This is a genomic window from Serratia sp. BIGb0163, assembly GCF_024809935.1.
GTDB classification, from domain to species: Bacteria; Pseudomonadota; Gammaproteobacteria; order Enterobacterales; family Enterobacteriaceae; genus Serratia; species Serratia quinivorans.
In genome coordinates this window covers 1,423,670-1,449,906 of sequence record NZ_JANUDZ010000001.1, presented here as the reverse complement: position 1 = coordinate 1,449,906, position 26,237 = coordinate 1,423,670, and the positions used below count along the sequence as shown (strand labels likewise).

22 protein-coding genes and 1 riboswitch are annotated in these 26,237 nt (G+C 55.1%); of the genes, 13 read left to right on the top strand and 9 right to left on the bottom strand.

The features are described 5' to 3' along the window. Positions 1–84 precede the first annotated feature (84 nt). Positions 85–387 (top strand): cupin domain-containing protein, encoded by a 303-nt coding sequence (locus tag M2406_RS06945; RefSeq protein WP_259189406.1) that lies wholly within the window; start codon positions 85–87, stop codon positions 385–387. On the opposite strand, the gene M2406_RS06940 is transcribed toward M2406_RS06945, so the two are convergent. Next, positions 388–972: a TetR/AcrR family transcriptional regulator gene (locus tag M2406_RS06940; protein WP_012145273.1), complete on the bottom strand. Its 585-nt coding sequence runs from the start codon at positions 970–972 to the stop codon at positions 388–390. A gap of 141 nt (positions 973–1,113) precedes the next feature. Between M2406_RS06940 and M2406_RS06935 the strand changes: the two genes are divergently transcribed. From M2406_RS06935 to M2406_RS06925, 3 genes are read left to right on the top strand one after another with little or no spacing between them, the layout of a single operon-like run. Beyond that, a complete protein-coding gene (locus M2406_RS06935) occupies positions 1,114–2,169 on the top strand; it encodes a sugar phosphate isomerase/epimerase (RefSeq protein ID WP_174352165.1) in 1,056 nt (351 codons plus the stop codon). Between the two features lie 29 nt (positions 2,170–2,198). Further along, the gene (locus tag M2406_RS06930; protein ID WP_218216466.1) at positions 2,199–3,095 is read left to right on the top strand and encodes an alpha/beta fold hydrolase; all 897 of its coding nucleotides are present in this window, start codon (positions 2,199–2,201) and stop codon (positions 3,093–3,095) included. Beyond that, a complete protein-coding gene (locus M2406_RS06925) occupies positions 3,085–3,999 on the top strand; it encodes an alpha/beta hydrolase (RefSeq protein ID WP_259189403.1) in 915 nt (304 codons plus the stop codon). The genes M2406_RS06930 and M2406_RS06925 overlap by 11 nt, the downstream gene beginning before the upstream one ends. A 57-nt stretch (positions 4,000–4,056) precedes the next feature. On the opposite strand, the gene M2406_RS06920 is transcribed toward M2406_RS06925, so the two are convergent. Continuing rightward, complete coding sequence (locus tag M2406_RS06920; RefSeq protein WP_259189402.1) at positions 4,057–5,490, bottom strand: NAD-dependent succinate-semialdehyde dehydrogenase; 1,434 nt, start codon at positions 5,488–5,490, stop codon at positions 4,057–4,059. A gap of 213 nt (positions 5,491–5,703) precedes the next feature. On the opposite strand from M2406_RS06920, the gene M2406_RS06915 reads away from it, so the two are divergent. From M2406_RS06915 to M2406_RS06905, 3 genes are all read left to right on the top strand, one after another. Further along, complete coding sequence (locus M2406_RS06915; protein ID WP_012145268.1) at positions 5,704–6,531, top strand: AraC family transcriptional regulator; 828 nt, start codon at positions 5,704–5,706, stop codon at positions 6,529–6,531. A gap of 123 nt (positions 6,532–6,654) precedes the next feature. Continuing rightward, positions 6,655–7,761 (top strand): ABC transporter substrate-binding protein, encoded by a 1,107-nt coding sequence (locus M2406_RS06910; RefSeq protein WP_259189401.1) that lies wholly within the window; start codon positions 6,655–6,657, stop codon positions 7,759–7,761. Between the two features lie 179 nt (positions 7,762–7,940). Further along, positions 7,941–8,906, top strand: a complete 966-nt coding sequence (locus M2406_RS06905; protein ID WP_259189400.1) for a DMT family transporter — start codon at positions 7,941–7,943, stop codon at positions 8,904–8,906. A gap of 31 nt (positions 8,907–8,937) precedes the next feature. Here M2406_RS06905 and fusA read toward each other — a convergent pair whose 3' ends face one another. From fusA to M2406_RS06885, 4 genes are all read right to left on the bottom strand, one after another. Further along, positions 8,938–11,043, bottom strand: a complete 2,106-nt coding sequence (fusA, locus tag M2406_RS06900; RefSeq protein ID WP_017892933.1) for an elongation factor G — start codon at positions 11,041–11,043, stop codon at positions 8,938–8,940. 224 nt (positions 11,044–11,267) lie between these two features. Next, on the bottom strand, positions 11,268–12,305 hold the full coding sequence (locus M2406_RS06895; protein ID WP_259189398.1) for an ABC transporter ATP-binding protein: 1,038 nt from the start codon (positions 12,303–12,305) through the stop codon (positions 11,268–11,270). Further along, on the bottom strand, positions 12,302–13,885 hold the full coding sequence (locus M2406_RS06890) for an iron ABC transporter permease (RefSeq protein WP_259189396.1): 1,584 nt from the start codon (positions 13,883–13,885) through the stop codon (positions 12,302–12,304). Before M2406_RS06890 ends, M2406_RS06895 begins: the two co-directional genes overlap by 4 nt. 33 nt (positions 13,886–13,918) lie before the next feature. After that, the gene (locus M2406_RS06885; RefSeq protein WP_259189394.1) at positions 13,919–14,935 is read right to left on the bottom strand and encodes an iron ABC transporter substrate-binding protein; all 1,017 of its coding nucleotides are present in this window, start codon (positions 14,933–14,935) and stop codon (positions 13,919–13,921) included. Between the two features lie 298 nt (positions 14,936–15,233). Here M2406_RS06885 and M2406_RS06880 point away from each other — a divergent pair, with 298 nt between their 5' ends. The 5 genes from M2406_RS06880 to M2406_RS06865 all read left to right on the top strand — a co-directional run bounded on the left by M2406_RS06880 (position 15,234) and on the right by M2406_RS06865 (position 20,234). Continuing rightward, entirely contained in the window at positions 15,234–16,898 is a 1,665-nt protein-coding gene (locus M2406_RS06880; RefSeq protein ID WP_259189392.1) for an ABC transporter substrate-binding protein, read from the top strand. A gap of 132 nt (positions 16,899–17,030) precedes the next feature. Then, positions 17,031–17,204, top strand: a riboswitch (M-box (ykoK) riboswitch). Positions 17,205–17,279: 75 nt separating this feature from the next. Then, complete coding sequence (locus M2406_RS06875) at positions 17,280–18,299, top strand: magnesium transporter (RefSeq protein ID WP_012145259.1); 1,020 nt, start codon at positions 17,280–17,282, stop codon at positions 18,297–18,299. A gap of 142 nt (positions 18,300–18,441) precedes the next feature. Then, positions 18,442–18,534 (top strand): protein MgtS, encoded by a 93-nt coding sequence (gene mgtS, locus M2406_RS06870; RefSeq protein ID WP_013813036.1) that lies wholly within the window; start codon positions 18,442–18,444, stop codon positions 18,532–18,534. Between the two features lie 110 nt (positions 18,535–18,644). Beyond that, a complete protein-coding gene (locus tag M2406_RS26475) occupies positions 18,645–18,824 on the top strand; it encodes a hypothetical protein (protein WP_071593016.1) in 180 nt (59 codons plus the stop codon). Between the two features lie 27 nt (positions 18,825–18,851). Further along, positions 18,852–20,234: a cation diffusion facilitator family transporter gene (locus tag M2406_RS06865; RefSeq protein WP_012145258.1), complete on the top strand. Its 1,383-nt coding sequence runs from the start codon at positions 18,852–18,854 to the stop codon at positions 20,232–20,234. Positions 20,235–20,285: 51 nt separating this feature from the next. Here the strand turns inward: M2406_RS06865 and M2406_RS06860 are convergent, their stop codons facing one another. Further along, entirely contained in the window at positions 20,286–22,013 is a 1,728-nt protein-coding gene (locus M2406_RS06860; protein WP_259189391.1) for an ABC-F family ATP-binding cassette domain-containing protein, read from the bottom strand. Positions 22,014–22,504: 491 nt separating this feature from the next. Here M2406_RS06860 and M2406_RS06855 point away from each other — a divergent pair, with 491 nt between their 5' ends. Then, positions 22,505–24,934 carry a DUF3772 domain-containing protein gene (locus M2406_RS06855; protein WP_026142387.1) on the top strand — a complete coding sequence of 810 codons (2,430 nt, stop codon included), beginning with the start codon at positions 22,505–22,507 and terminating at the stop codon, positions 24,932–24,934. A gap of 74 nt (positions 24,935–25,008) precedes the next feature. Here the strand turns inward: M2406_RS06855 and M2406_RS06850 are convergent, their stop codons facing one another. Both M2406_RS06850 and M2406_RS06845 read right to left on the bottom strand, forming a co-directional pair. Further along, the gene (locus M2406_RS06850) at positions 25,009–25,182 is read right to left on the bottom strand and encodes a hypothetical protein (RefSeq protein WP_017892925.1); all 174 of its coding nucleotides are present in this window, start codon (positions 25,180–25,182) and stop codon (positions 25,009–25,011) included. A 90-nt stretch (positions 25,183–25,272) separates the two neighbouring features. Beyond that, positions 25,273–26,205: a LysR family transcriptional regulator gene (locus M2406_RS06845; protein ID WP_012145255.1), complete on the bottom strand. Its 933-nt coding sequence runs from the start codon at positions 26,203–26,205 to the stop codon at positions 25,273–25,275. Positions 26,206–26,237 lie beyond the last annotated feature (32 nt).

Sequence of the window (26,237 nt, the reverse complement as noted above, 5' to 3'; positions counted from 1 at the left end):
TAAAAGCAATGGGTATTTAGCCACCGGCGAGTGAGAGGGTAAATTGCCGTGGCAGCGATGGTGCTGCTAACGGACGAAGCCCCTATGTCATTATTCGATCTTGCTGCGCTGGCCAGCGATTTACCGGAAGCGTGGCGTTCCAGCGTATTGGGCCATGTCGGCCCGGCCAATATCAAAGTATTGCGGATGGATCCGCGCACCATTGACGATGAAGTTCATGACTATCACGAAGGATTACTGGTGATCGCCGGGCAACTGCGGCTGGAAGTGAAGGGCGAGGAAATTACGATCAACGCCGGGCAACTGTATCAGGCCGCTGCCGGCGTGCCGCATCGGGTGCTGGCGGGCAGCCACGGCACCCTGGTGATAGTTGATTTACCGGAGTGATCAATCCAGCGCCGAAAGCGCAATCTTGACCGCTGCCTCTAATCTTGCCCGGCTGACGCCATCGCGAGCCTGCACCGACAAACCGTGCAGGAAGGCGGCAAAATAGTCGCCAAGAGCGTCAGCATCGGTTTCTGGTGGCAGTTCCCCCGTCGCAACGGCGGTTTGCAGCCGGTCAATCATGCCCTGGGTGCGTTGCAAACGATGCTCCGCCAGCCAGTCTTTGATACCGCTGTTTTCGTCACTGACGCTGGCGGCGGAAGACACCACCATGCAACCTTGCGGCAGGTCAGTGCGGCTGTAGAGCGCTACCGCGTCGTCCAGCAGGCGTTTTATCGCCACACGCACGCTGCTTTCTTCGCTGAAAGCGCGATCGGCAAAGCCACCTTCATGGTTTTCGTAGCTGGCAATGGCTTCGCGGAACAGCAATTCTTTCGAACCGAACGCTTTATAAATACGCGCAGAGGCAATGCCCAACTCGGCGACCAAATCCGACATGGAGGTGCCTTCATACCCCTGACGCCAGAAGAGATCCCGGGCCTTCAATAACGCCTGTTCACGGTCGAATTCGCGCGGTCTGCCTGCCATTCCTCTGTTCCTGTTTACCTGTTGCTCTGCGCAACAGGATCGCTTAAATCCACTGTAATACCAACGATTTTTTAAAATTCACTTGCTGAGGAATTGATTTAAGCCTATTGTTTGTCAATCGACAACCAATTGGAGTTTAGAATGAAAACCTTGAAAGGTCCAAGCCTGCATCTGGCACAGTTCAGTGACGATGCCGCCCCCTTTAACAGCCTGCCGACTATCGCCCAGTGGGCGGCGCAAACCGGCTTTAAAGCTTTGCAAATCCCGGCATGGGATAGCCGCCTGTTTGATTTGGCCACCGCCGCAGAAAGCCAAACCTATTGTGATGAGCTGGTCGGCATGTTGGCTGACCATGGCCTGGTGGTCAGTGAACTCACTACCCATATTTTTGGTCAGTTGATGGCAGTGCATCCGGCCTATGACGCATTGTGCGACAGTTTTGCGCCAGCGGAACTGCATGGCAACCCGCAGGCTCGTGGCGAGTGGGCGCACCGGCAGTTGCTGTTGGCGGCCAAAGCCTCTGCGAGGTTGGGACTCAGTGAGATGGGCACCTTCTCCGGTTCCCTGGCCTGGCCGTATTTGTTCCCGTTCCCGCAGCGTCCGGCGGGGCTGATCGAAACGGCGTTCGATGAACTGGCCAAACGCTGGTTGCCGGTGCTCAACGCCTGCGACGAGCAGGGGGTGAACCTGTGTTATGAAATCCACCCGAGCGAAGATCTGCACGACGGCGTGACCTTTGAAATGTTCCATCAGCGCGTTGGGGCACATCCGCGCTGCCAGATCCTGTTCGACCCGAGCCACTTCGTGCTGCAACAGCTGAACTATCTGGATTACATCGATATTTACAAGGACTTTATCCGCATGTTCCACGTCAAGGACGCCGAGTTCAACCCGACCGGACGGCAGGGCATTTACGGCGGCTATCAGTCATGGACCGATCGTGCCGGACGTTTCCGCTCATTGGGTGACGGCCAGGTGGATTTCAAAGGCATTTTCTCGCGGCTGACCCAGCATGGCTACGCCGGTTGGGCGACGCTGGAGTGGGAATGCTGCCTGAAACACCCGCAGGATGGCGCACGCGAAGGCGCGGCCTTTATTCGTGACCACATCATCAACGTCACAGACAAGGTGTTTGATGACTTTGCTGGTGCGCCGGTTGACCAACAGCAAATCAATACCTTGCTTGGCCTGCGCTGAGCCACACAATTCCACCACGGAGAACACCGATGACACTGCAAAATAACGGGTCCATGTTGAATGGACCTGAACCAGAACACGTCTATACGCGGGTAAACGGCAACCGAATTCACTGCGTGACGCTTGGCGAAGGGCAGCCGGTACTGCTGATCCCGGGGTGGCCGCAAACCTGGTACACCTGGCGTCATGTGATGCAGGCCCTGGCGGCGGCAGGCTTTAAGGCGATAGCGGTAGATCCGCCGGGCATTGGCGATTCGGACAAGCCGAGCGGCGGCTATGATACCGGCAGCGTGGCCGCTACCTTGCACCAGACCATGCTGCAACTGGGGCATCCGCGCTATCAACTGGTCGGTCATGATATTGGCATGTGGGTGGGTTATGCCATGGCGAGCGATTTCCCGCAGGCGGTGACGGGGCTGGTACTGACGGAGGCGGTGATCCCAGGGTTGGCACCCGCGCCACCGATTTTTGTACCGGCAGAACAAAACATTTTCCTGTGGCACTTCATGTTCAACCAACTGGCGGATTTGCCTGAAGCCTTGACGCTGGGTCGTGAGCGGGAGTATCTGAGCTATATCTTTAACCGCTGGTCTTATCGCCGCGATCGGGTAGCGGCGGAAACCTACATCGCCGCCTATTCGGCACCGGGCAGCCTGCGAGCCGGTTTTGATTATTATCGCGCCATTCCGGAAACCATCCGGCAAAACCAGCGTCGGGCCCAGACACCGCTCTGCATGCCGGTGATGACCATTGGTGCCGAGCACGCCACCGGCGATGCGCCCTATGTCACGTTGCAGGGCAACGCCGTTAACCTGCGCGGCGAAACCGTGGCCGGCTGCGGTCATTTCATCACCGAAGAGTGCCATGAGGCGTTTATCGCTCTGGTAGTGCCATTCTTGTCAGGGAGCCTGGCCGATGCCGCTTGACTCACAGATTGCCCGTTTTCTGGCGGAAACGACAGATGCCGCCGCGCCTGAATCCCTGAGTGAAATGCGTGCTGCCGCGCAGGCCGGGTTGTTGGCGTTGCAGGGGGAAGCAGAAGCCAGTGGTGGCGTCCGTGATGGAAGTGTGACCGCTGACGATGGCCATGAGATCGCCGTTCGCGCTTATGCGCCGCTGGGCGTGACGCAGGGTGAACCTCTGCCCGCGATGCTGTACGCCCACGGCGGCGGTTGGTGTTTGGGGTCGCTGGCGCTGTACGACCAGCCTTGCCAGGCGCTGGCCAATGCCACCGGGCGGGTGATCTTGTCGGTTGATTATCGTCTGGCCCCGGAACATCCGTATCCGCGGCCGCTGGAAGATCTGTATCAGGCACTGTGCGGCGTGGTTGAACGGGCCGATGAGTGGGGCGTTGACGTTACGCGCCTTGCGGTTGGCGGCGACAGCGCCGGTGGCAATCTGGCCGCCGCCGTGGCGCTGTTGGCCCGCGACCGGAATGGCCCACGGATTGAACATCAACTGTTGCTGTATCCGGCGCTGAGTCGCGCTATGGATACGGCGAGTTACCAGGCTTATGCGCAGGGTTACTACCTGACCAGGGAGGTCATGGAGTTTTGCTGGGGGCAGTATCTGGGTGACGACGCCCAGGGGCATGACCCTTACGCAGAACCGCTGCATGCCGCGACGTTGCGGCAGTTGCCACCGGCGACCATTCTGAGTTGTGAGTACGATCCGTTGCGCGATGAGGCCGAGCATTATGCCCAGCGGTTGCGTGAAGATGGGGTCGCGGTGCGCTGTGAACGGTTGCCGGGCATGGTACATGCCTGCATTCATATGCTGGGTTTGACCCCGGCAGCGCGAGTGTTATTCGATAAGGTTGGTTCGAAGTAAAGCCCAGGCTGTTATCTGGGTGAGAGTCTCCCTCTCCCGGGGGAGAGGGACTGTTAATTAGCGCCCGGCAACGGTGACAAAGCGGGTTTCCAGATAGGATTCAATCGCTTCGCTGCCGCCTTCGGTACCGTGGCCAGAGTCTTTAACCCCGCCAAACGGCGTTTCCGGCAGGCCGAAACCGATATGGTTGATGCTGAGCATGCCGCTTTCCACATCCCGGCCTAACGCCGTTACCGTAGCGATACTCCGGCTGTAGGCATAGGCCGCCAGACCGTAAGGCAGGCGATTGGCTTCGGCGATGGCTTCCTCGTAGCTGGCGAACGGGCGCAGCAGGGCGACCGGGCCAAAGGGTTCTTCAGACATCGCTCGCGCACTCAGTGGCACGTCGCGCAATACCGTCGGTTCGAAGAAGTTGCCGGGGCCGGCCACGCGCTTGCCGCCGGTAGTGGTTTTGGCACCCTCGGCGACGGCATCCTTCACGAAGGCCTCAATGGCGTCCACGCTGCGTTGCAGCACCATCGGGCCCATAGTCACACCGTCCTGCAAGCCATTGCCCATTTTGATTTCGCGCACCGCAGCGGTGAACTTCTCGATAAAGGCTTCATAAACGCCTTGCTGGATCAGGAAGCGGGTTGGGGCGATGCACACCTGACCGGCGTTGCGGAACTTGGCCAGCGCCAGCTCTTTGGCGGCCGCATCCAAATCGGCATCGTCAAAAATCAGTACCGGTGCATGACCGCCCAGCTCCATGGTGGCTTTTTTCATATGCTGACCGGCCAGCGCCGCCAAATGCTTGCCCACGCGGGTTGAACCGGTGAACGAGATTTTGCGAATGGTCGGATGCGGGATCAGGTACTCGGAGATTTCTGCCGGGGTGCCGTACACCAGTGCGATCACACCGGCCGGAATGCCCGCATCGGCAAAGGCTCTGATCAGTTCCGCCGGGGACGCCGGGGTTTCTTCCGGGCCTTTAATGATGATGGAACAACCTGCGGCCAACGCGGCAGACAGTTTGCGTACAATCTGGTTAATCGGGAAGTTCCACGGGGTAAACGCGGCAACCGGTCCCACCGGCAGTTTCAGGGTTTGCTGCTGAACGTCCTGGCTGCGGGACGGGATTACCTGGCCGTAGGTGCGGCTGGCTTCGCCGGCAAACCAGTCAATCACGTCCGCCGAGTTAAGAATTTCCACCTTGGCCTGCGCCACAGGTTTACCTTGTTCCTGGCTCATGATTGCGGCAATTTTATCTGCACGCTCACGAAACAAAGCAGCGGCTTTACGCATCAGATTGGCCCGCTGGTAAGCGGAGGTTTCGCGCCAGATTTTAAAACCGCGCTCGGTTGCGGCCAGCGCCAGATCGAGATCGGCTGTGGTAGCGTGCGCCACGCTGCCAATCACTTCATCGGTAGCGGGGTTGGTGACCGGCGTGGTTTTACCGGCGACTGCGTTGCGCCATTGTCCGTCGATATAGAGTTGAGTATCTGGATACATTGTTGCCTCTTACTTTCAGTGGGTTAAAGACAGGTTTCCCACTCTGCGGCGGGATAATCAAGGTGTCGACGCTGGCAGGCAGGCGTTGAGCACCGGATAAAATACCCTACGCGGAATGAACCGCAGCGTCCAGCGCACCGCGTGCGCCACTACTCAAACCACACCGCTTTGACTATCATACAGCCAGCAATGACATTGAAGCAGGGTGGTATGGTGCAGGGTGTTCCAGAGCAGTTTCCCTTTGAAAAAGACAGTGCGCAGTTCCGGCAGTTAGTGCAGGTGCCGGGCGTAGAGCTTTATCACGCCCATATTGAGCGCTATGCCTTTGAGCCGCACACCCATAATGCTTTTGCCATCGGTACCGTCGATTTTGGTGCCGAGCGTTTCCGCTATCGTGGCGCGCAGCACCGGGCTGCGCCGGGTTCACTGGTGTTGATGAACCCGGATGAGCTGCATACCGGTGAAGCAGAAACCCCAGGTGGCTGGAACTACCGCATGCTTTATCTGGAACCGGATACGCTGGAGTTGCTGTCTGGTGAACAGGGATTCTGGTTCACCGATGCGGTGCGCCAGGACTTGCAGGCGGCACAGCAATTGTCTGCCACGTTGGCCGCACTGTGGCAGGCCAGCGATCCGCTGACCATTGACCACTTGCTGGCGCAGGTGGTCGACATTTTCCGCCCGCATATTCAAGTGGCTCGCCCGTTAAAGGCCGAAGCGGCGCACCGTTTTGATATCGTCAAAAGTTACCTGCAGGATAACTTCTCTGCCGTAATTACTCTCGATCAACTGGCGGCACTGGTTTCCCTCAGTCCTTATCACTTTCTGCGTAAGTTCAAAGCCCAATACCATGCTTCCCCCCAGCAGATGCTGATGGCGATCCGCCTGTCGCAGGCCAAGCAGATGTTGGGGCGCGGTATGCCTGCGGCACAGGTGGCGGTGGCGGCGGGGTTAACCGATCAGGCGCATTTGACCCGCGCTTTCGCTAACCGTTACGGTGTCACGCCGGTGCGTTATCAAAAACAGGTTACGGCCCGGTGAAAACGGGTGTTACGATTGCAGTTGATATAAATCTTAATAAAAATTATTATCATTTGCGTATTTTTGACCCAAAAGAAACAAACAATAATTAAGAACAACCCCACTCCTGAGGACCTCCATTTTATGGGCGCTCGAAATTTTAGAACCTTTATGCTGTTCGCCATTTTTTTAATTATGCCTGGCATCACCAGTGCGGCCACGACCACATTAACCGATGTTCTGGGGCGGAAGATTACGCTTGATACCCCGGTAAAAAGGGCGGTTTTAGGTTTTTACTTTGAAGACTACATGGCCGTGGGTGGGGAAGCGGCATACGAGCATGTCATCGGCATTTCTCGTGAGGCCTGGCGGGGAAAGGTTCCGGCAAATTGGAATATGTATGTTAAACACCAGCCATCACTGGCTCGTATCGCTGATATTGGCGAGGTGGATCTCCATAATATCTCGCTTGAAAATATAATATCTTTGAAGCCGGACGTCATTATTTTGGCTGAATGGCAATATGTTGCTTTGAAACATGAGGTCTCACGCCTGGAAGAATTAAAAATCCCAGTGGTCGTGGTAGACTACAATGCGCAAACTGTCGAAAGACATGTCAGCTCTACAAAAATATTCGGCATACTCACCGGGCAAGAAAAACGCGCTCAGGAATTATCAGAACTTTACGCTAATAACATTGCTGACGTGCAGCGTAGAGTCAATGCGTCAGGATTAAAGAAACCCAAGGTTTATATTGAGTTTGGGAATAAAGGGCCTGCCGATTATTCATTCACCTACGGTAAGAACATGTGGGGTGCGATGCTGAAGCTTGCCGGAGCAGACAATATTGCCGAGCCCTTTTTTGAGTGGTGGGGTGTGATTAACCCAGAACAGCTTCTGTTTGCCAAGCCTGATGCTATTTTCATCTCCGGCAGAGAAAATAATAAGGTTTCGTCAGCGCTATCAATGGGGGTGGGAGTTGATAAAAGCACGGCTGTTCAACAGCTTATAGCTTTTTCCACTCGTAATGGCTGGAACTCATTGCCGGCGATAAAAAACAAGCAATTATTCGGCGTGTACCAGGGCGCATCAAGAACGCTTTCCGACTTCGCCATGATTCAGTTTATTGCCAAATCACTTTACCCAGAACAGTTTAAAGATGTTGACCCGGTAAAGAACTATCTGGATTACTACGAAAAATATTTACCGGTTAAACCAGAGGGGACATTTGCTGTTGCCGCATGGCAATAAAGTCACCGCGCCCCATGATGAGATGCGACCCGCAAACATTCAGTTCGATTTGCGAAGTCTTTACCAGACCGGCTAAAACAGCAATTTGCTACAATATTCCTCTGCACGAGTAGGTTAGGCTGGCGCCAAATTTAATTCATGGGGCCAGCCTGCTGCGCCTGGTCGTTGATGGAGTCATTATGTTTGTTGGCGTGTTATTTGCCCTGGCTGCCGGGCTGATGTGGGGGCTGATTTTTGTCGGTCCGGTTATGATCCCTGAATATCCGGCGGCGTTGCAGTCTACCGGGCGTTATCTTGCCTTTGGGTTGATCGCTTTGCCGCTGGCGTGGTTTGATCGTCAGCGGTTGAAAAAGTTACATCGTAACGATTGGTTGGAGGCGCTGAAACTGACGGCGATCGGCAACCTGCTGTATTACCTGTGCCTGGCCAGCGCCATTCAGCGCACCGGAGCGCCCGTTTCCACCATGATTATCGGCACGCTGCCGGTGGTGATCTCGGTGACCGCCAACCTGTTTTACAGCCGGCATGACGGGCGGCTTTCGTGGCGTAAACTGACACCGGCGTTGGTATTGATCGCCTGCGGACTGGCGCTGGTTAACGTTGCCGAGTTGCGGGGGAATACGGCACCAATTGATGTCTGGCGTTACACCAGTGGGCTTGGGCTGGCACTGCTGGCGGTGGCTTGCTGGACCTGGTTCCCGCTGCGCAATGCCCGCTGGCTACGGGAAAACCCGCACCAAAGGCCTGCTACCTGGGCGACCGCGCAAGGGCTGGTCACTTTACCGCTGGCGTTGGTGGGCTATCTGTTGGTTTGCGGGCAATTGGCTTTAACCCAGCCGACGTTTGCGCTGCCGTTTGGGCCAAGGCCGGAAGTGTTTATTCCCTTGATGATCGCCATTGGCATGCTGTGCTCGTGGATTGGCGCCCTGTGCTGGAATGAGGCGAGTCAACGCTTGCCGACGGTATTGGTGGGGCCGCTGATCGTCTTCGAAATACTGGCCGGACTGGCTTACACCTTTATGCTGCGTCAGGCCTGGCCGCCGCTGTTGACGCTGGGCGGGATTAGCTGCCTGATTATCGGCGTGATTTATGCGATGCGGATCAAACCGCAGCCGGTGGTGGTGCCCCTGGCCACAAAAGAGTGAAGCCTGCCGCTGGGGGCGGCAGGCAGTCAACTCAGGATTTCCGGTGATGAATGATCTCTTCGGCCACGTTGCGCGGTGCTTCTGCGTAGTGGCTAAATTCCATGGTATAGGTGGCGCGGCCCTGTGACATGGAACGCAGTGTGGTTGAATAGCCGAACATTTCGGATAACGGCACTTTGGCGTGGATCTCCTTACCGCCGCCGCCGGGAATGTCTTCCATACCTTGCACCAGACCGCGCCGCGATGACAGGTCGCCCATGATGCTACCGGCGTAATCCTCGGGTGTTTCCACTTCTACCGACATGATCGGCTCGAGGAGAGCAGGGTCGGCCTGGCGACAGGCTTCTTTAAAGCCGAAGATCGCCGCCATGCGGAAAGCCTGTTCCGAAGAGTCGACGTCGTGGTAGGAGCCGAAGGTCAGGTGAACCTTGACATCCACCACCGGATAACCGGCCAGTACGCCGGTATTCAGCGCCTCCAGCACGCCTTTTTTCACCGCCGGGATAAACTCGCCCGGGATCACGCCGCCCTTGATCTCATCTAAAAACTCAAAGCCCTTGCCAGGCTCATTGGGTTCCACGGTAAACACCACGTGGCCGTACTGGCCTTTACCCCCGGATTGGCGCACGAACTTGCCTTCCACGTCGGCCACGCGCTTGCGGATGGTTTCGCGGTAAGACACCTGCGGTTTGCCGGTGGTGGTCGCCACGCCAAACTCACGCCGCATACGATCGACGATGATTTCCAGGTGCAGTTCGCCCATGCCGTAAATAATGGTCTGGCCGGAATCCTCGTCTGTGCGAACGCGGAACGACGGATCCTCAGAAGAGAGGCGCTGCAGGGCAATCCCCATTCTTTCCTGATCGGCCTTGGTTTTAGGCTCAATCGCCTGGGCGATCACCGGTTCAGGGAACACCATTTTTTCCAGTGTGATAATGGCGTTAGGGTCACACAGCGTGTCGCCGGTAGTGACGTCTTTTAGCCCTACGCAGGCGGCGATATCCCCGGCATGCAGTTCTTCGACATCTTTACGGTCATTGGCGTGCATTTGTACGATGCGGCCAATGCGTTCTTTCTTGTCTTTCACCGGGTTATAGACGCTGCTGCCTTTGGTCAGCACGCCGGAATAGACCCGCACGAAGGTCAGTTGGCCGACGAAAGGGTCGGTCATCAGCTTGAAGGCCAGCGCCGAGAACTTTTCGTCATCGGCGGCCCGGCGAATGACAATATTGTCTCGCTCGTCATGGCCTTCCATCGGTGGAACATCCAGCGGTGAAGGCATCAGTTCAATCACCGCATCCAACATGCGCTGCACGCCCTTGTTACGGAAGGCCGAGCCACACAGCATCGGCTGAATTTCGCCGGCCACGGTGCGCAGACGCAGACCACGGACGATCTCTTCTTCGCTCAATGGCACCTGATTGAGGTATTTGTCCATCAGCTCTTCCGAGCCTTCGGCGGCGGCTTCGATCATTTTATCTCGCCATTCCTGCGCGGAGTCGCGCAATTCGGCCGGGATCTCTTCAAAACTGAAGCTCATGCCTTGCGTAGCCTCGTCCCACAGGATGGCTTTCATGCGCACCAAATCCACCACGCCGGTGAAATGGTCTTCGGCACCAATCGGGATGACGATCGGCACCGGGTTGGCTTTCAGCCGTTCGATCATCATTTTGCGCACGCGGAAGAAGTCGGCACCCACTCGGTCCATTTTATTGACGAACGCCAGACGCGGAACCTTGTATTTATTAGCCTGACGCCAGACGGTCTCAGATTGCGGCTGTACGCCGCCGACCGAGTCATAGACCATTACCGCGCCGTCCAATACCCGCATGGAGCGCTCGACCTCAATGGTGAAATCCACGTGTCCTGGGGTGTCGATAATATTGATGCGGTGCTGCGGATAATTATGCTGCATGCCGTTCCAGAAACAGGTAGTCGCCGCCGAAGTAATGGTGATGCCGCGTTCCTGCTCCTGTGCCATCCAGTCCATGGTGGCGGCGCCGTCGTGCACTTCGCCCAGCTTGTGACTGACCCCGGTGTAAAACAGAATCCGCTCGGTGGTGGTGGTTTTGCCGGCATCGATGTGCGCTGAGATGCCGATATTGCGGTAGCGCTCAAGGGGGGTAGTACGTGCCATAATTAACCTTTCTTAGCCGCATCAAAGAAGGGCGGCTTTAAGCAGTATGAATAATTATGATAATCCTCTGTGGGTTATCTCCGGACGGGTGAATGTTTACACCGGTCACAGACTAATCGTAGTTGATGAAGGGGGTTTTGGTATTCGATGGCTGCGATAGGTTTTTTCGTTCGAGCGTTGGCACAAGACTAAGGCTCAAAGGGGCGGTAAGCCCCCTTGATGGGCTACTCGGCAAAGATATGCGCCTGGCCGATGATGTTCAGATTGACGTGAGAACCGGCACGGAGACCTTCGCGGCTGATGGTTTTAATCTCGATCGCGATATTACTGCCGGTCATGTGCAGGTTTAAGGTCGAGACAAAACCGGCAAAATCAATACCGGTTACCACCGCCTGGCTCTGTTGCTGTGGCTCGGACTGGCTAATCTGAACCTGCTCAGGACGGAGCATGATGCGAGCGGGGCCGCGGCGCTGACGATCGTCAACGGCAATCCGCCCTAATGCGCAATCCGCCCAGCCTTGCTCCAGCTCAGCGGAAAGTACCAGCGTTTCACCTAAAAAGGTGGCGGTCGGTTCGTCCACCGGCCTTAAGTAAAGATCTTGTGGCGGCCCGACCTGCGCCAATCGGCCATTGCGCATTACCGCCACCTGATCGGCAAACGACAAGGCTTCGGTTTGATCGTGGGTCACCAGAATCGACGCGACTTTGGCTTCGGCCAGCAGTTCCGCCACCGCTTTGCGGGTCGCGGCGCGCAGGCCGGTATCCAGCGCGGAGAAAGGTTCGTCCAACAACATCAACCTGGGTTGCTGAGACAGCGCACGGGCCAGCGCCACCCGTTGTTGCTGACCACCGGAAAGCTCATGCGGCCACAGCGCCCCCAGCCGACGATCCAGCGCTACCATCTCCATCAGTGCATCAATCCGCAGTTGCTTGTCGCGCTTGCTGCCCTTCAGGCCGAAACCAATATTGCCGGCTACGGTAAAGTGCGGAAATAACGCGCCGTCCTGGGGGACAAAACCAATGCCACGCAGGTGAGCCGGCACCCAGCCGCTGCCGTTGGCCATCGCTTGCCCTTGCAGTAACACCTGGCCGCTGTCCGGTATTTCAAAACCGGCGATAATACGCAACAGGGTGGTTTTCCCCGAGCCGGAAGGGCCGACAATCGCCGTACGGCTGCCCTGTGCCACGTTTAAATCAACATGCTCGAGCACCTTGACCGAGTTATAGGATTTACCGATGCCTTGCAGTTCAAGCGTGCTCATAATCCCGCCGTACGTTTGGATTGAGAATAAAGAAGCCAGGTCAGTGGCAATGACAACACCACCATAATCAGGGCGTAGGGTGCGGCCGCCACATAGTCTATCTCGCTGGTCAGCGCCCAGAAGCCGGTGGCCAGCGTGCGGGTGCCGTTGGGGGCCAGCAGCAGCGTGGCGGTCAGCTCATTGGTGATAGCCAAAAACACCAATGCGGCACCGGCGGCGGCTCCGGGGGCCGCCAGACGCAGCGTGGTGCTCCATAATGCTGCCGCTGGCGAACGGCCGAGACTACGGGCCACGTTTTCTAACTCGACCGGTGCCTGGGCAATCCCCGCGCGCAGGTTGATCAGCGCCCGTGGCATAAACATCAGCAGGTAGGCCAGCAGCAGGGTGATTTCAGTCTGATAAATCGGTCGAAAACTGTGAATGGTGATGGTCACCAGCGCCAGTGCCACCACAATGCCGGGCAGTGAACTGGTGATGTAATTACAGCCTTCCAATACCCGATACAGCCGTGCCGGGTAGCGCACCGACAGCCAGGCCATAGGGATAGCGCACAGCGTGATCAGCAGCGCGCCACTGGCGGCCAGTGACAATGTTTGCAGCAAGGCAGGCAGCAATTCGCTGTTGCGCCACACCTCAACGCCTCCCAAGGTCAACCAACGGGCCAAGGTGATAAAAGGCACGCCCAGCGCCAACGTGGTGAGGCTCAGGGGCAGCAGCAGGCAGAACAGGGTGGTGATGGGCCCAAGGCGATAAGCCGTTTGACTGCGTGCACTGCCGGAACCGACGCGGGCATAACGCGCTCGCCCACGGCTGACGGCTTCCAGCATTAATAATCCCAGGCAGCACAGCACCAGCACCCCAGCCAGCATATTGGCCGCCGGGCCGTTAAAGGTCGATTGGAACTGGTCGAAAATAGCGGTAGTGAAGGTGTCAAAGCGGATCATCGCATACAGGCCGTACTCGGCCAGCAGATGCAGCGCGATCAGCAGCGAGCCACCCCAAACTGCCAGTTTTAGCTGTGGCAGCACCACGCGGAAAAACACCGCCAGCGGGCGCGTACCGAGCGAAGTGGCGACGTCTTCAATTCCGGGATCCAAGCGGCGTAATACCGCAGCGGTTGGCAGATAAATAAAGGGGAAGTAGGCGATGACCGAAATAAATACCCCGGCTCCCAACCCATGCATCGAAGGCACCAGACTGATCCAGGCGTAGCTCTGTATGAATGCCGGCACCGCCAGCGGCGCGGTGGCCAATAACGACCAAATGCGACGGCCCGGCAGCGTAGTGCGTTCGGTTAGCCAGGCCAGCGCTACCCCCAGAATGGCGCAAATCGGCAGCGTGAACACCACCAACAGCAGCGTGTTGAGCAGCAGTTCGGCCACCCGGGGGCGCAATACCAGAGCTTTTACCGTTGGCCAACCGGTTTCAAACGCCACGCTAATGACAAACCCCAGCGGCAATAGCGCCAGCAGGGAGAGTAAAATGGCGACCGCCACGATAAACAACCCGGGCCGCTGATGGCGGCGGGCGGAAGTATACCGTGGCTTTGAGCCGGCGGCGTTGAGACCTGTATTCGACATAGGGCTAAAAACTCTCTGTACTAATCAACCGGCTTACATCAGCCCGGCTTGAGTCATCAGTTCGACCACTTTTTTACCGTTCAATGCAGAAGCGTCAACTTTTGGCGCATCCAGTTCTTTCAGCGGTACCAGTTTCGGATTAGAAGCCGCGTTGACGCCAACGGCATATTCGAAGGCGTTATTGGTACGCAGGATCTCCTGGCCGTTTTTACCGGTGATCCACTTAACGAATTCTTGCGCCTGTTTTTGGTGTTTGCTGGAAGCCAGCACGCCACCGCCGGAGATGCTGACGAAAGCGCCCGGATCCTGATGTTTGAAGTAATACAGTTTGATATTTTTACTGTTCTCGCCGGTCTTGGCGCCGTCGACGAACGGATAATAATGGTAGATCACGCCGCTGTCGATTTGGCCGGCATTGACCGCTTTCATGACGGTACTGTTGCCTTTATAAGCGGTGAAGTTGGTTTTCATCGCTTTCAGCCATTCCAGCGTGGCTTTTTCGCCTTTCAGCTCCAGCAGTGCGCTGACAATGGCCTGGAAATCAGCCCCTGAAGGTGAGGCGGCCCAGCGGCCTTTCCATTCTGGCTTGGCCAGATCCAGCAGTGACTTGGGCAACTGTGCCTCGGTCAGTTTCGCCGGGTTATAGACGAACACCGTTGAGCGGGCGGCAATGCCAATCCAGCGGCCGTGTTGCGGACGGTACTGTGGTTCAACCTGGGCCAGCGTCGCGGCATCCAGCGGGGCAAACAGCTTGGCGTTATCCACCAGTACCATCGACGGGGAATTTTCCGTTAAAAACACGTCGGCAGGGGATGCGCTGCCTTCTTGCACCAGTTGGTTGCCCAACTCGCTGTCGCCGCCGTTACGCAGGGTCACTTTAATGCCGGTGTCTTTGGTAAAACCGTCCACCCAGGACTTCACCAGGTTTTCGTGTTGGGCGTTATAAACAACAATGCCTTCATCCTGGGATGCCGCATTAGCCGAGAAGGCCAGCATCATGGACGATGCCAACAGGGCAATCGGGCCGAGAGAAGTGAAATGCAGCTTCATACAGTCATCCTTATTTAGAGAGTGCAGAGAGGAAATGCTAATTATGCCAAACGGACGTTGGGAGCCCTGATTGTATATAAGAACATTAATAATGATAGTGAAAACGATTCGTATTAATTTATTTTTAGTTTTAGCTCAATAATTATCTCGTCTTAAGGAAAAATTAAGCTTTTAGAATATTACCCAGGCATGGTGGGTAGCTATTTGATTGAATATGAAAGAAATTCACGTTGTTTGCCGAGTGCTGTTTTGGTTATGAGTCATAGCGTTTAATCATTTAAGTTATTCAACTGCTTCAATGTATATATACGTCGACAAAACACCAACAAGGGATAACGACGTGAAGTATTCATTCAAACTTAAAGGATTGGCTGGTCTAATCATCTTGTCTTTTCAGGCGGGAGTAGGGGTTAACGCCGCCGAGGTACCGGCAGGAACGTCACTGGCGGCGACGCAGGAGCTGGTACGGGCCAATGGCTATGAGCCTGCAACGCTGGATCCGAATCTGGCGGAAAGCAACGTAGAGTTTTATATCTTCAATGACCTGTTTGAAGGGTTATTGCGGGTGGGTAAAAATGGCGAAGTGATCCCCGCGTTGGCGACAAAATGGGAGCATCAGGGCAATGTCTGGACCTTCCATCTGCGCCCGGACGCCAGGTGGTCCAACGGCGATCCGGTGACTGCCGGGGACTTTGTCTTTAGCTGGAGACGCCTGACTGACCCAAAAACCGCTTCTCCCTACGGCAGTTATCTGGCATCCGCCTACGTGCTAAATGCGGCGGAAATTAATGCCGGCAGTAAACCACCGACAGAACTGGGCGTGAAAGCGCTGGATGCACATACCCTACAGGTGACCTTGGCCGAGCCTAACTCTTATCTGCTCAAACAGTTGGTCCATTTCCCGGTGCTGCCGGTCAACCCGAAAGTGGTGGAGAAGTACGGTAAAAACTGGACGCAGCCGCAGAACTTTGTCGGTAATGGGGCATTCCGACTGGCGCAGTGGGTGGTCAATGAAAAGGTGGTGGTGGTGCGCAATACCCAGTATTGGGATAACGCCCATACGGTGCTCAACAAAGTGACTTTCCTGCCGCTGCAGGGGTTCCCGGAGGTGGCGCGCTTCCGGGCCGGAGAGATTGAGCTGGGTTACAGTGCGCCACCGGAACTGTACCAACAGTTAAAAAATAGCCTGGGTGATGAGCAATTAATCACTTACCCGCTGTTGTCGACCAGTTACTTTGCCTTTAACAACCGCCAGGCCCCGTTTAACGATGTGCGGGTGCGTCAGGCATTAAATCTGGCGCTGGATAAAACGGTTATTGCCACTAAAGTGCTGGGCTACGGTCAGCAACCGGCCTGGACTTTTACCCCAACCGGTGCCGGTGGCTTTAAACTGCAGGCCGGTGAGGCGGCGGGATGGTTACAAGAACAACGCATCACGCAGGCGAAAAAACTGCTGGCCGAGGCCGGGTTTACGGCGGAACGTCCTTTACGCTTTACCCTGCTGTACAGCAATGACGCGACCATTAAGAAGATTGTGATCGCCGCCAGCGCCATGTGGAAAAAGAACCTGGGTGTGGACGTCAGCCTGCAGAATCAGGAGCGCAAGGTGGTGCTGGACAATATCAATAACGGGCAGTACAGCGTGGCTTTCAGCCGCTGGCTGGCGGACTACAACGATCCCTCGACTTTCCTGAACGTTTTCCGCTCCACCAGCAGTGAGAACTCGGCCAAATACGCCAATCAAAATTACGATCGCTTATTGCATCAGGCCACTGCGGCCCAGACACCGCAGCAGGTACAACAGTATTTCCAACAGGCCGAAGATCTGCTGACGAAAGATACCCCGGTGGCTCCGGTTTATTACGAAGCGAACGCTACGCTGGTCAAACCCTATGTAAAGGGCATCGACTTTACCCGGCAGGGGCCGCTGTACGATAAAAATGTGTATATCATCGCGCATTGACGATTTAATAATGCGGATTGGGATGAATCTGGTCCGCTGTTAATCTATTTTTCTAAATGTTTCATAAACGGTCAGCCAGTTTTTCACCCGAAAATAAAAAAACGCGCCTATACTGCCTCCCGTAGTTTATATGCAGTATCTCGTTTGGCGAGGCTCCTATACAAACACAGGTTACTGATCTGACGACATCGAGAGATGCCCAAGGTTAAGACAGGCTTTATCGGATTAAGGTTCAGCCCAAGGTAACTTCTGATGAATACATCAGATACGTTGTATAGTGCTAAAACCTGGACGCGGAGATAGGCTTTCTGCACTCCCTCTGTGGTTAACGCCCCTATGCGATTCGCTGTTGAAGTTCAAACAGAAATAGGGACTAACATAATGAAGTCACATCACAACACACTATCCCCGGCGCTGGCCACAACTGAAACTCTTGATGAGTCTTCGGTGGCGGGCTATATGAACGCCGATTTCATTACCATCCCAGGTAATATGACGGTCAATAAGGCAAAGGAATATTTTCTTTCGCAACTTAAAACCGACGAAATTCCGACTCAACTGTTTGTTACCGCCGACGATTATCATTTGCGCGGTACACTTTCGGTTAAAAAATTACTGCAATGTGAAGATAACGATAAAGCCGTTGGGGTCATGATCAACCACAGCTATTTTCAGGTTTCACCCGATGACGATCGTAATGATGTCGCGCATTTATTGGGTAAGGGCGGGCTGGACGTGGTGCCGGTGGTGGTCAATAAAACCCTGGTGGGTGTGTTGGGTGAAAAAGAAATTGCCCGACTGATTGAAGACGAAAACACCGAGGATGCACAGCGCCAGGGCGCCAGCCTGCCGCTGGATAAACCTTATCTGGAAACCAGCCCCTGGGCGTTATGGCGCAAGCGTTCGGTCTGGTTACTGATGTTGTTTGTCGCGGAAGCCTACACCGGGAATGTGCTCAAGGCATTTGAAGAACAGTTGGAAGCAGCGATTGCGCTGGCGTTCTTCATCCCGTTACTGATCGGGACCGGCGGCAACAGCGGCACCCAAATCACCTCCACTCTGGTTCGTGCCATGGCGCTTGGCGAAGTCAGCTTGCGTAACCTGGGCGCAGTGATCCGCAAAGAGGTGTCTACTTCGCTGCTGATAGCTGCCACCATTGGTATAGCCGCCTGGGCGCGCGCCTGGATCATGGGGGTGGGTATGGACGTGACGATGGTGGTCAGCCTGTCGCTGGTGGCGATCACCGTCTGGAGCGCCATTGTCTCCTCGATTATCCCAATGCTGCTCAAGCGGCTGGGGATTGACCCGGCGGTGGTGTCGGCGCCCTTTATCGCCACCTTTATTGATGGCACCGGCCTGATTATTTACTTTAAAATCGCCCAGTATATTCTGGAGATTTAAACCAACCTCCGCTCCGTGTCGTAGCCGGGGCGGGTATTTTATCTTGCCGAAAAGGAGGAACGTAAATACTCATGAGTAATGACAATCCCCGATTTTTAATTAAAGGGGCATCTATCGATAATAGTTAACCGAGGACAAGATAATGGGAAATATGACAATTTTTGTAGGATTCCTGAGCATTATCAGCTCACTGGGCCTGTTAGCCGCCTATATGAGCACTAAATGGGATGATTAATGAACGCTAAAGATCCGCCTGGATGCATCCTCCCTGAAGGTTTTATTTACTACGGGGAGGATGCGATTAAACTCTGACCGCCCAATGGGGACTTTGGGAGTATAACCACCATGATCCTTCTTATTCTTGGCTTACTTTATGCCATTTTGATGATCTCTGTTGGTGTGAATGAGATTTATTTTTATTCAACCGGAAAATCAGAATTCCTGTCTAGTTTAATACTGACATTCTCGGGTACTATGCTGCTGGTTGCCTTTGTCTGGCAATGCTCTACTAAAATAAAAAAATGAATTGCCCATTTGAATGTGAGCCGTAATATGCAAAATGAAAAACAATCCGTTGCCAGAAATTCCATGATAGCCAGTGGGCTATTGGCAACCGGTAAATTTATTGCCGGTATTTTTACCGGCAGTATTGGTCTTATTTCCGAAGGGATCCACTCTTTCACCGATTTTATCGCCACCAGCATTACCTGGCTGGCGGTGCGTATCAGCGACAAACCGGCTGATGATGATCACCATTTTGGTCATGGCAAAGTCGAAAACCTGGCGGCGTTGTTTGAAGTGCTGCTGCTGTTGGGCGCGGCGGGGTGGATTGTTTATGAGGCCGGCAAAAGCCTGTTGGGTGAGGCCCATGAAATTGTCGCTGCTCCGGTGGTGATTGCCGTGCTGTTGATCTCGATTGTGGTCGACTTTTTCCGCGTCAGGGCGCTCAATCGCGTGGCGAAGGCGACCGACAGTGCGGCGCTGGAAGCCGACGCACTGCATTTCTTCTCCGATATGCTTGCCTCCGCCGTGGTGCTGTTAGGTATGGTCTTTGTGATGCTGGGCTTCACCCGCGCAGATGCCATCGCCGCGCTAATCGTCGCTTGTTTTATCGTAGTGGCAGCGGTGAAATTGGGTAAACGCTCGTTTGATTCGCTGATGGACACGGCACCGGCCGGTGCCAAGGAGGAGATCGGTGCTTTGCTGGAGTCCTTCCCGGCGATCCTGGCCACGGAAAATATTCGCATTCGCAACGCCGGTGCCATCTTGTTTATTGAGGTTACCGTCGCTGTCTGTCGCACTTTACCGCTGGAACGCATCAACGCGTTGAAGCAATCAATTGCCGAACGGCTGGAGCAGCAGTATGCCCATGCCGAAGCCACGGTTATAGCTAATCCACAAACCCGCAGTGACGAAGACATGGCGACGCGTATCCGGGTGATCGCCGCCAACCACGGCGCAGTAGTACAAAATCTGGCGTTGCAGCAACTGCCGGAACGTATGTCGATCAGCATGGATCTGGCCGTGCCGGCCAGTGCCAACGTGGCGCAGGCGCATGAAATTGCCAGTGAGATTGAAACGCTGTTACGGCAGGCGATTGGTGAAGATACGGAGATCGAAACTCATCTGGAACCCCAGACGAATCACTGGATCGCCAGCGAAGATGTAGCGCCGGAGCAACTGGCGAGCATTCGCCAGATATTGGAAACCACGGTGGAAAAAGGCGAGATGGTGCAGGACGTTCATAACATCCGCGCACGTAAAACCGCTGGCGGCATTATCGTCAATTTCCATTGTCGGGTTTCCCCGGCGGCTTCTATCGCGTCGGCGCATGCGGCGGTAGACAGCATAGAGCGCCAGTTACGTGCGCTTTACCCGAGTATCTCGCGGGCGGTAGGGCATGTGGAGCCGATCAAGCCCAAATCGGTCGTCTGAGTCCGGCAGCGGAGCCTTGTGGAAAGGCCGCCCGTGGGCGGCCTGTAAAGGTTACTCCAGATTCAGTCGTGCGGTGAGGGTGGAAATCTCACTGCGCCATTGTTGCTGCAAGTGCGTTTTTTGATGTTTTGGCTTGCGCGCCAAATCCTCCTGCAGTTTGCTTTCCAGTTCAAACAGCGCGGCCAACAGCCGTTCCTCGTCATCGTGCTGCAACGGATGATTGACGGCATCCTGGTTTGGGATAGTCATAGTGACGGTGTCACGTTCTTCTGCCAGCCGGGCGTAAACCGGCTCCAGATCCTGCCACTCTTCCAGCCGCTGATGGTCAATCAACCAGAAACGGTTGCAGCTATTTTCGATTAGCATTCGGTCATGAGTGACCAATATGACTGCGCCGTCAAACTGGCGCAAAGTCTCCGCCAGCTCCTCCTTGCCTTCCATATCCAGATGGTTGGTGGGTTCATCGAGCAACAACAGCGAATGGTTGGCCAGCGTCAGGCCGACAAACAGCAGGCGTGAACGCTCGCCACCGCTCAGGGTACTGATGCGTTGTTGATGACGCAGATAGGGGAAACCGGCACCAATCAACGCCATCTTGCGCTGATCTTCGGTCAACGCCGCAAAGTGGGTTAATGCTTCACTCAGCGTGTCATCATCGTGCAGTTGCTGCAGGCTTTGATCGTAATACCCGATGCGAACCCGGGGATGGAAAACCGTTTCCCGCAGGGTCGTATCCTGATACTCACGCCACAGATGATGCAGCAGAGAAGATTTCCCACAGCCATTGCGTCCGACGATGGCGATGCGGTCACCGCTTTTGACCCGCAATGGGTCGAGGCGAAACAGCACCGGCGCGTCGATTGCCGGGCGAACCTCCATTGGTGGCAGGGCCAGCAGGCGATCGGCATCCAGCGCCTCTCCCTTCAGCCTGAGCCGCCATTGGCTGCCCGCGCTCAGCGTGGTTTGCTCCTCTTTCAGCCGGTCAACGCGTTTCTCCATTTGCTTGGCCTTGCGGGCCAGATCTTCGTTGTCGTAAACCTTGCCCCAAATGGCCAGCCGATGGGCGCTTTTCGCCACCCGGTCGATCTCTTTTTGCTCGGCCTGACGGCGATGGGCATCCGCCGCATCCTGTTCCTCCAGCGCCTTGCGCGCAGCAGTGCAGGGTAAGCGGAAGAATTGCAGGGTCTTGTCGCGCAAAATCCAGGTGCAGTTAGTGACCTGATCCAGCAGATAGCGATCGTGAGACACCAGCACAAAACTGCCGGACCAGCTTTGCAGGAACCGCTCCAGCCACAGCAAAGTAGGAAGATCCAGATGGTTGCTGGGTTCATCGAGCAGTAGCAAGTCCGGTTGGCGGATTAATGCTCGTGCCAGCAGCAGACGCGTGTGCTGGCCGCCACTCAGGGTACCGGCGGTCAGCGTCCATGACGGTGGCGCAAAACCCAGGCTGGTCAGAAGAACCTCAGCCTGCCAACTTTCACTGATGCGCTGATTTTCAGGCAGCCGGGCCAGTACCGCATCCAGCAGGGTACAGTCGTGCAGGGCTTCAGGCAGATGCTGTTCTACCCGCGCCATCAGACACTGGTGGGAAGGGGTGACGCTGCCGGTACCGGCAGGCAGATCGCCGCTGAGGATTTTAAGCAGGGTGCTTTTGCCACAGCCGTTGTGGCCGATTAAACCGATGCGATCGCCTTTTTTCAGGCTGAAGGAAACCTCAACCAGCAGAGGACCGAAATTATTGTCGTAACCGACAGATTGTGCAGATAGTAATGTGGTCATTGCTTACTCAAGAGTTACAGGCATGCAGATGCCTATCGTCAAACATCGCTGACGACAACCCGGTAAGCCGGAGGGAAGGAACTTCAGATTTTAATCAGCTTCGCTCAAGCCTGGGTTATCGCAGCACGATACCGGTAATGCTTGAGCAGCAGCGATTACTATAGAAGTGTGAGTAAAAAAACAATTCACACATCGGCATAGTAATCCTCCTTTTATTTCGTTGGTTAATGAGTGAGCTGAGTATAGGGCGCTTTGTCCGCTTACGCCACTGTGAATTACTCTAGTTATCAGTGCCGTAAGCGGAAAACTCTGGCGGGATTATGCAGACAGAGGCGGCGGTGCGGATAATCGTGCTGAATGGGAGTAATACTGATATTTAAGCGCAGATTAAGCAGTTATCATAATCACAGTTTATGATTAGCCAAACGGGTCGGTGAATACCGGCCCGCTTGTTTCGTCTGTCTATCATGCAAATGCTGAGCACCGAATTTATGTTAAAGCCCCGTCAAATTATTCTTTTCCTGTTCCTGCTGCTTGGCTTGCAGTTGGCGCCGCTGACCAGCGTCGCCGCACAGGATGATGATGTTCCTGTTGTTGAAGCCCCGGTAGACCCTGCGGTTGCGCTGAAGAACTACCAAAAGCAGTTGGACAGTATCAAACAGCAGGTCTCCAAGGCCGACAACGATAACCAACTCAGCAAGCTGAAGCTGGCTACCGACGATCTGGCCGCCGGGTTGGATAAACTGGCAACCGATCTACAACCGGCGCAGGAGAAACTGCAGGGGCAACTTGATGTGCTAGGCCCGCAGCCGGCCGCCGGTTCGATGGCCGAAACTGCCGCCGTGGTGCAGCAGCGTAATACATTGAATAACAGTAAAAAACAACTGGATGATGCGGTGAAACGCGCACAGGCCATGCGGGCCGGTGCGATTGATCTGGGCCAGCAAATCAGTGATTTGCGTCGGGTGGCGTTCAAAACCCAATTGGCATTGAATACCGGTAGCGTGCTGGGCAGCAAGTTTTGGTCGCCGGTGGTGCAACCTGCCGCCAGTGACATGCAGCGCCTGGACGAGTTTAATACGGCCATGAAACAGGCCTGGGACACCAGCTGGCAGGAAGAGTGGCGCTATGGCACTCTCACTTTTTTGGTATTGGCGGTGATTATCTGGTCATGGGGGCGTTATTTTTCCGAGCGTTTTCTGGCCTGGGTGAGTATTCGTTTTCTGCCGGATGGCCGTTTACGCCGCAGCTTTATGGCGATAATGACCGTCACCGTTACGGTTATCACCACCAGTATTGCGCTGAATCTGCTGTATCTCACTTTTACCCGCGTGCAGCCGTTGCCGGGAATGCTGGAAGATTTTGCCGAAGGCTTTTATCGGTTGGGGATCTTCTGCGCACTGATTGCCGGTCTGGGCCGGGCGACGCTGTCTCTTAACCGCCCGTCATGGCGTCTGGGTGCCATGGATGACGCGGTGGCCGCCGGTTTACGCTATTTCTCGCCGCTGCTGGCCGGGTTAGCCTTGGCATTTGGCTCAATTGAGCTTATCAACAACGTGGTGAGTGCCAGTCTGGGCACCACCATTTTCGGCAACGGTCTGGTTGCCGGATTAATCGGTATGGTGCTGTTGGCGATGCCGTTGCGCTCCCAGCGCATTCGCCGCCAACTGGAGCAGCAGGGTGAGCACGTAGAGAAGCGCTCTACTCTCAGTGGCTTGCTGCACATGAGTACCCTGGTGTGTTCGGTGATAATCCTGTTTTCACTGTTGGTGGGGTATATCGCCTTCGCCCGATTCCTGACCTATCAGGTGATCTGGGTCGCCCTGGTACTGATGGCGTTTTATTTTCTGCTGATGTTCGCCACCGATCTGTGCGGTGCGATATTTTCTTCGCAGACCGCCAGCGGCAAGATGCTTAAAAAGTCCTTCAACTTCAAAGACCGTCATCTGGAGCAAATGGCGATTATCTTCACCGCCATTGCCAAGTGTTCTCTGTTGTTATTAATGATTGTCTCGCTGTTTAACGGCTCGTTCGGCACCACCACGCCCAACTCGTTGCTGGACAAGATCATTGCCATTCTGAGCGGCGAAGGGCTGCAACGGCTGAATATTGTGCCGGGCAACCTGATTAACGCGGTTATTTGTCTGGCGATCGGTATCTATATTCTGCGGGTGACCCAGCGCTGGCTCAGCCAGGAACTGTTGCCGAAAACCATTTCAGACATCGGTATTCGTGCATCACTGGTCACGCTGTTCAGCAATGTGGGTTACGTGCTGCTGATCCTGATCACCCTGGCGGCGCTGGGCATCCAGTGGAACAATCTGGCGTGGATCGTCAGTGCGTTGTCGGTGGGTATCGGTTTTGGTCTGCAGGAGATAGTGAAGAACTTCATTTCCGGCCTGATCCTGCTGACCGAACGGCCGGTAAAAGTGGGCGATATGATCGGTATTGGCGGTGTAGAAGGGGATGTGCGTCGTATTAACGTGCGCGCCACCGAGATCCAACTCAGTGACCGTTCGACCATGATCGTACCCAACTCGCAGCTAATTTCGCAAAACGTGCGTAATGCCACCATGGGCAATGCGCAGGGCGTGGTGACCATCGCGCTGACCTTCCCGACGGATATCGATCCGGAGCAGGTACGTAATATCTTGCTGAGTGCTTACCAGGAGTATGAAGCCATTCAGGAAACGCCTGCGCCTTATGTTCGTTTTAGTCAGCTTGGCCCGGACGGCATTATTCTTAGCGTGACCGGTTATGTAGCCAGCCCACGGATGGTGGGTGCCACCAAAAGCGAACTGCTGTTCAATATCCTCAAACTGCTGCGCGCGGAGCGGGTCAATATGTCCAGCCCGCAGGAAGTGGTGTTTATGAAGCAACAGGCGAAAAACCTGGCCAACGACGAAGAACAATCTTCGTAATAATACCCTCTCCCTTGGGAGAGGGGGCGTTCACGGAAGTGCATAAATTAACGATACTGAGGTGCAGAGCAAACTCAGTGCATCGCCGGTACCACGGACTGCGAGCAATCGCTGTTGGCACTGGCGGACGTGTTATTACAGGTTTGTGGATCGTTATGTACGGGCGGTGGCGGGACATCCTGTGGGCCGCCTCTGCCCATACAGCCGGAAAGCATCAGCATCAACAGCACAGGGATCATTGTTTTCATCGCAGTTACCTCCATCCTGAACACTCTGTTAAGTATATGCCCAGAAAGGCCCCGGGGCCGCCCAATGATGCGTTATCGACTGGATGACAATTACAACAGAGGGCGGATCGGCTCCAGGTGCTGCTGCATTAACCTTTGCATCTGCACCAGATGAGGGGCATCCGCTTTTTCGCGCATCAGATAAATGCCGACGGTACAGCGTTGGCCAGGCTGAGTCAGTTGCAATGGCTCGATCCCGTAATCGGCAAAATAGCCCGCCATGCAGGCAGGATAGGCCAGCAGCACCGCGTCGGAATCGTTGATCATATCCACTGCCGACATCATCGAGTTGGTCGAACAGATCACCCGTTCCGCCAGGTGCAGGCGGTTGCGCGCCAGCTTTTTCGGCTGCATATCCTCCACCATATGATGATAACGGCTTTCATCCGGCGTCAGTTCGACACAGGGATAGTCCAGTAATGCGTCCGGCGCTACCGGTTGGCCCAGTAATGGATGCCCGCGCCGCACGAACATGGTGTCGCTGGTGCCGAACAGCGGCAGAAAACTGATGCCTGCCTTGGGGTTCAACCCCTGAATTTCATGACCGATAAACAAATCGATATCGCCGCCCAACAGTAAATCCATCAGGCGCAGATGGTTACCCAGATCGATATGGATATTCACCGACGGGTGCAGCTTGCGGTAGGCGTTGAAACTGTCGCGCACAAACATATACCACCAGGCATGACCGGTGCCCATGCGCAAGCTCTGCTCCTGACGCGCCTTGATAAATGCCAGTTTGATCAGCGTATTGTCGTAAATTCGCTGCATCATCTGTGCCTGCTCCAGCAGCAGGTCACCGTATTCAGTGGTTTTCACTCCGGTTGAGGTACGTTCCAGCAGTTGCACCCCCAGATTTTCTTCCAGTTTCTTCATGTTGTGGGTCAGCGTTGGCTGGCTCAGGCAAAGCTTGTTTGCTGCATGACTCACATTTTTGAACATCGCTACTTCGATAAACTGCCGCAGAATTTTGTCCACGATCATATTTTCCACTGGTGGTATAGAAAGTTTCTATA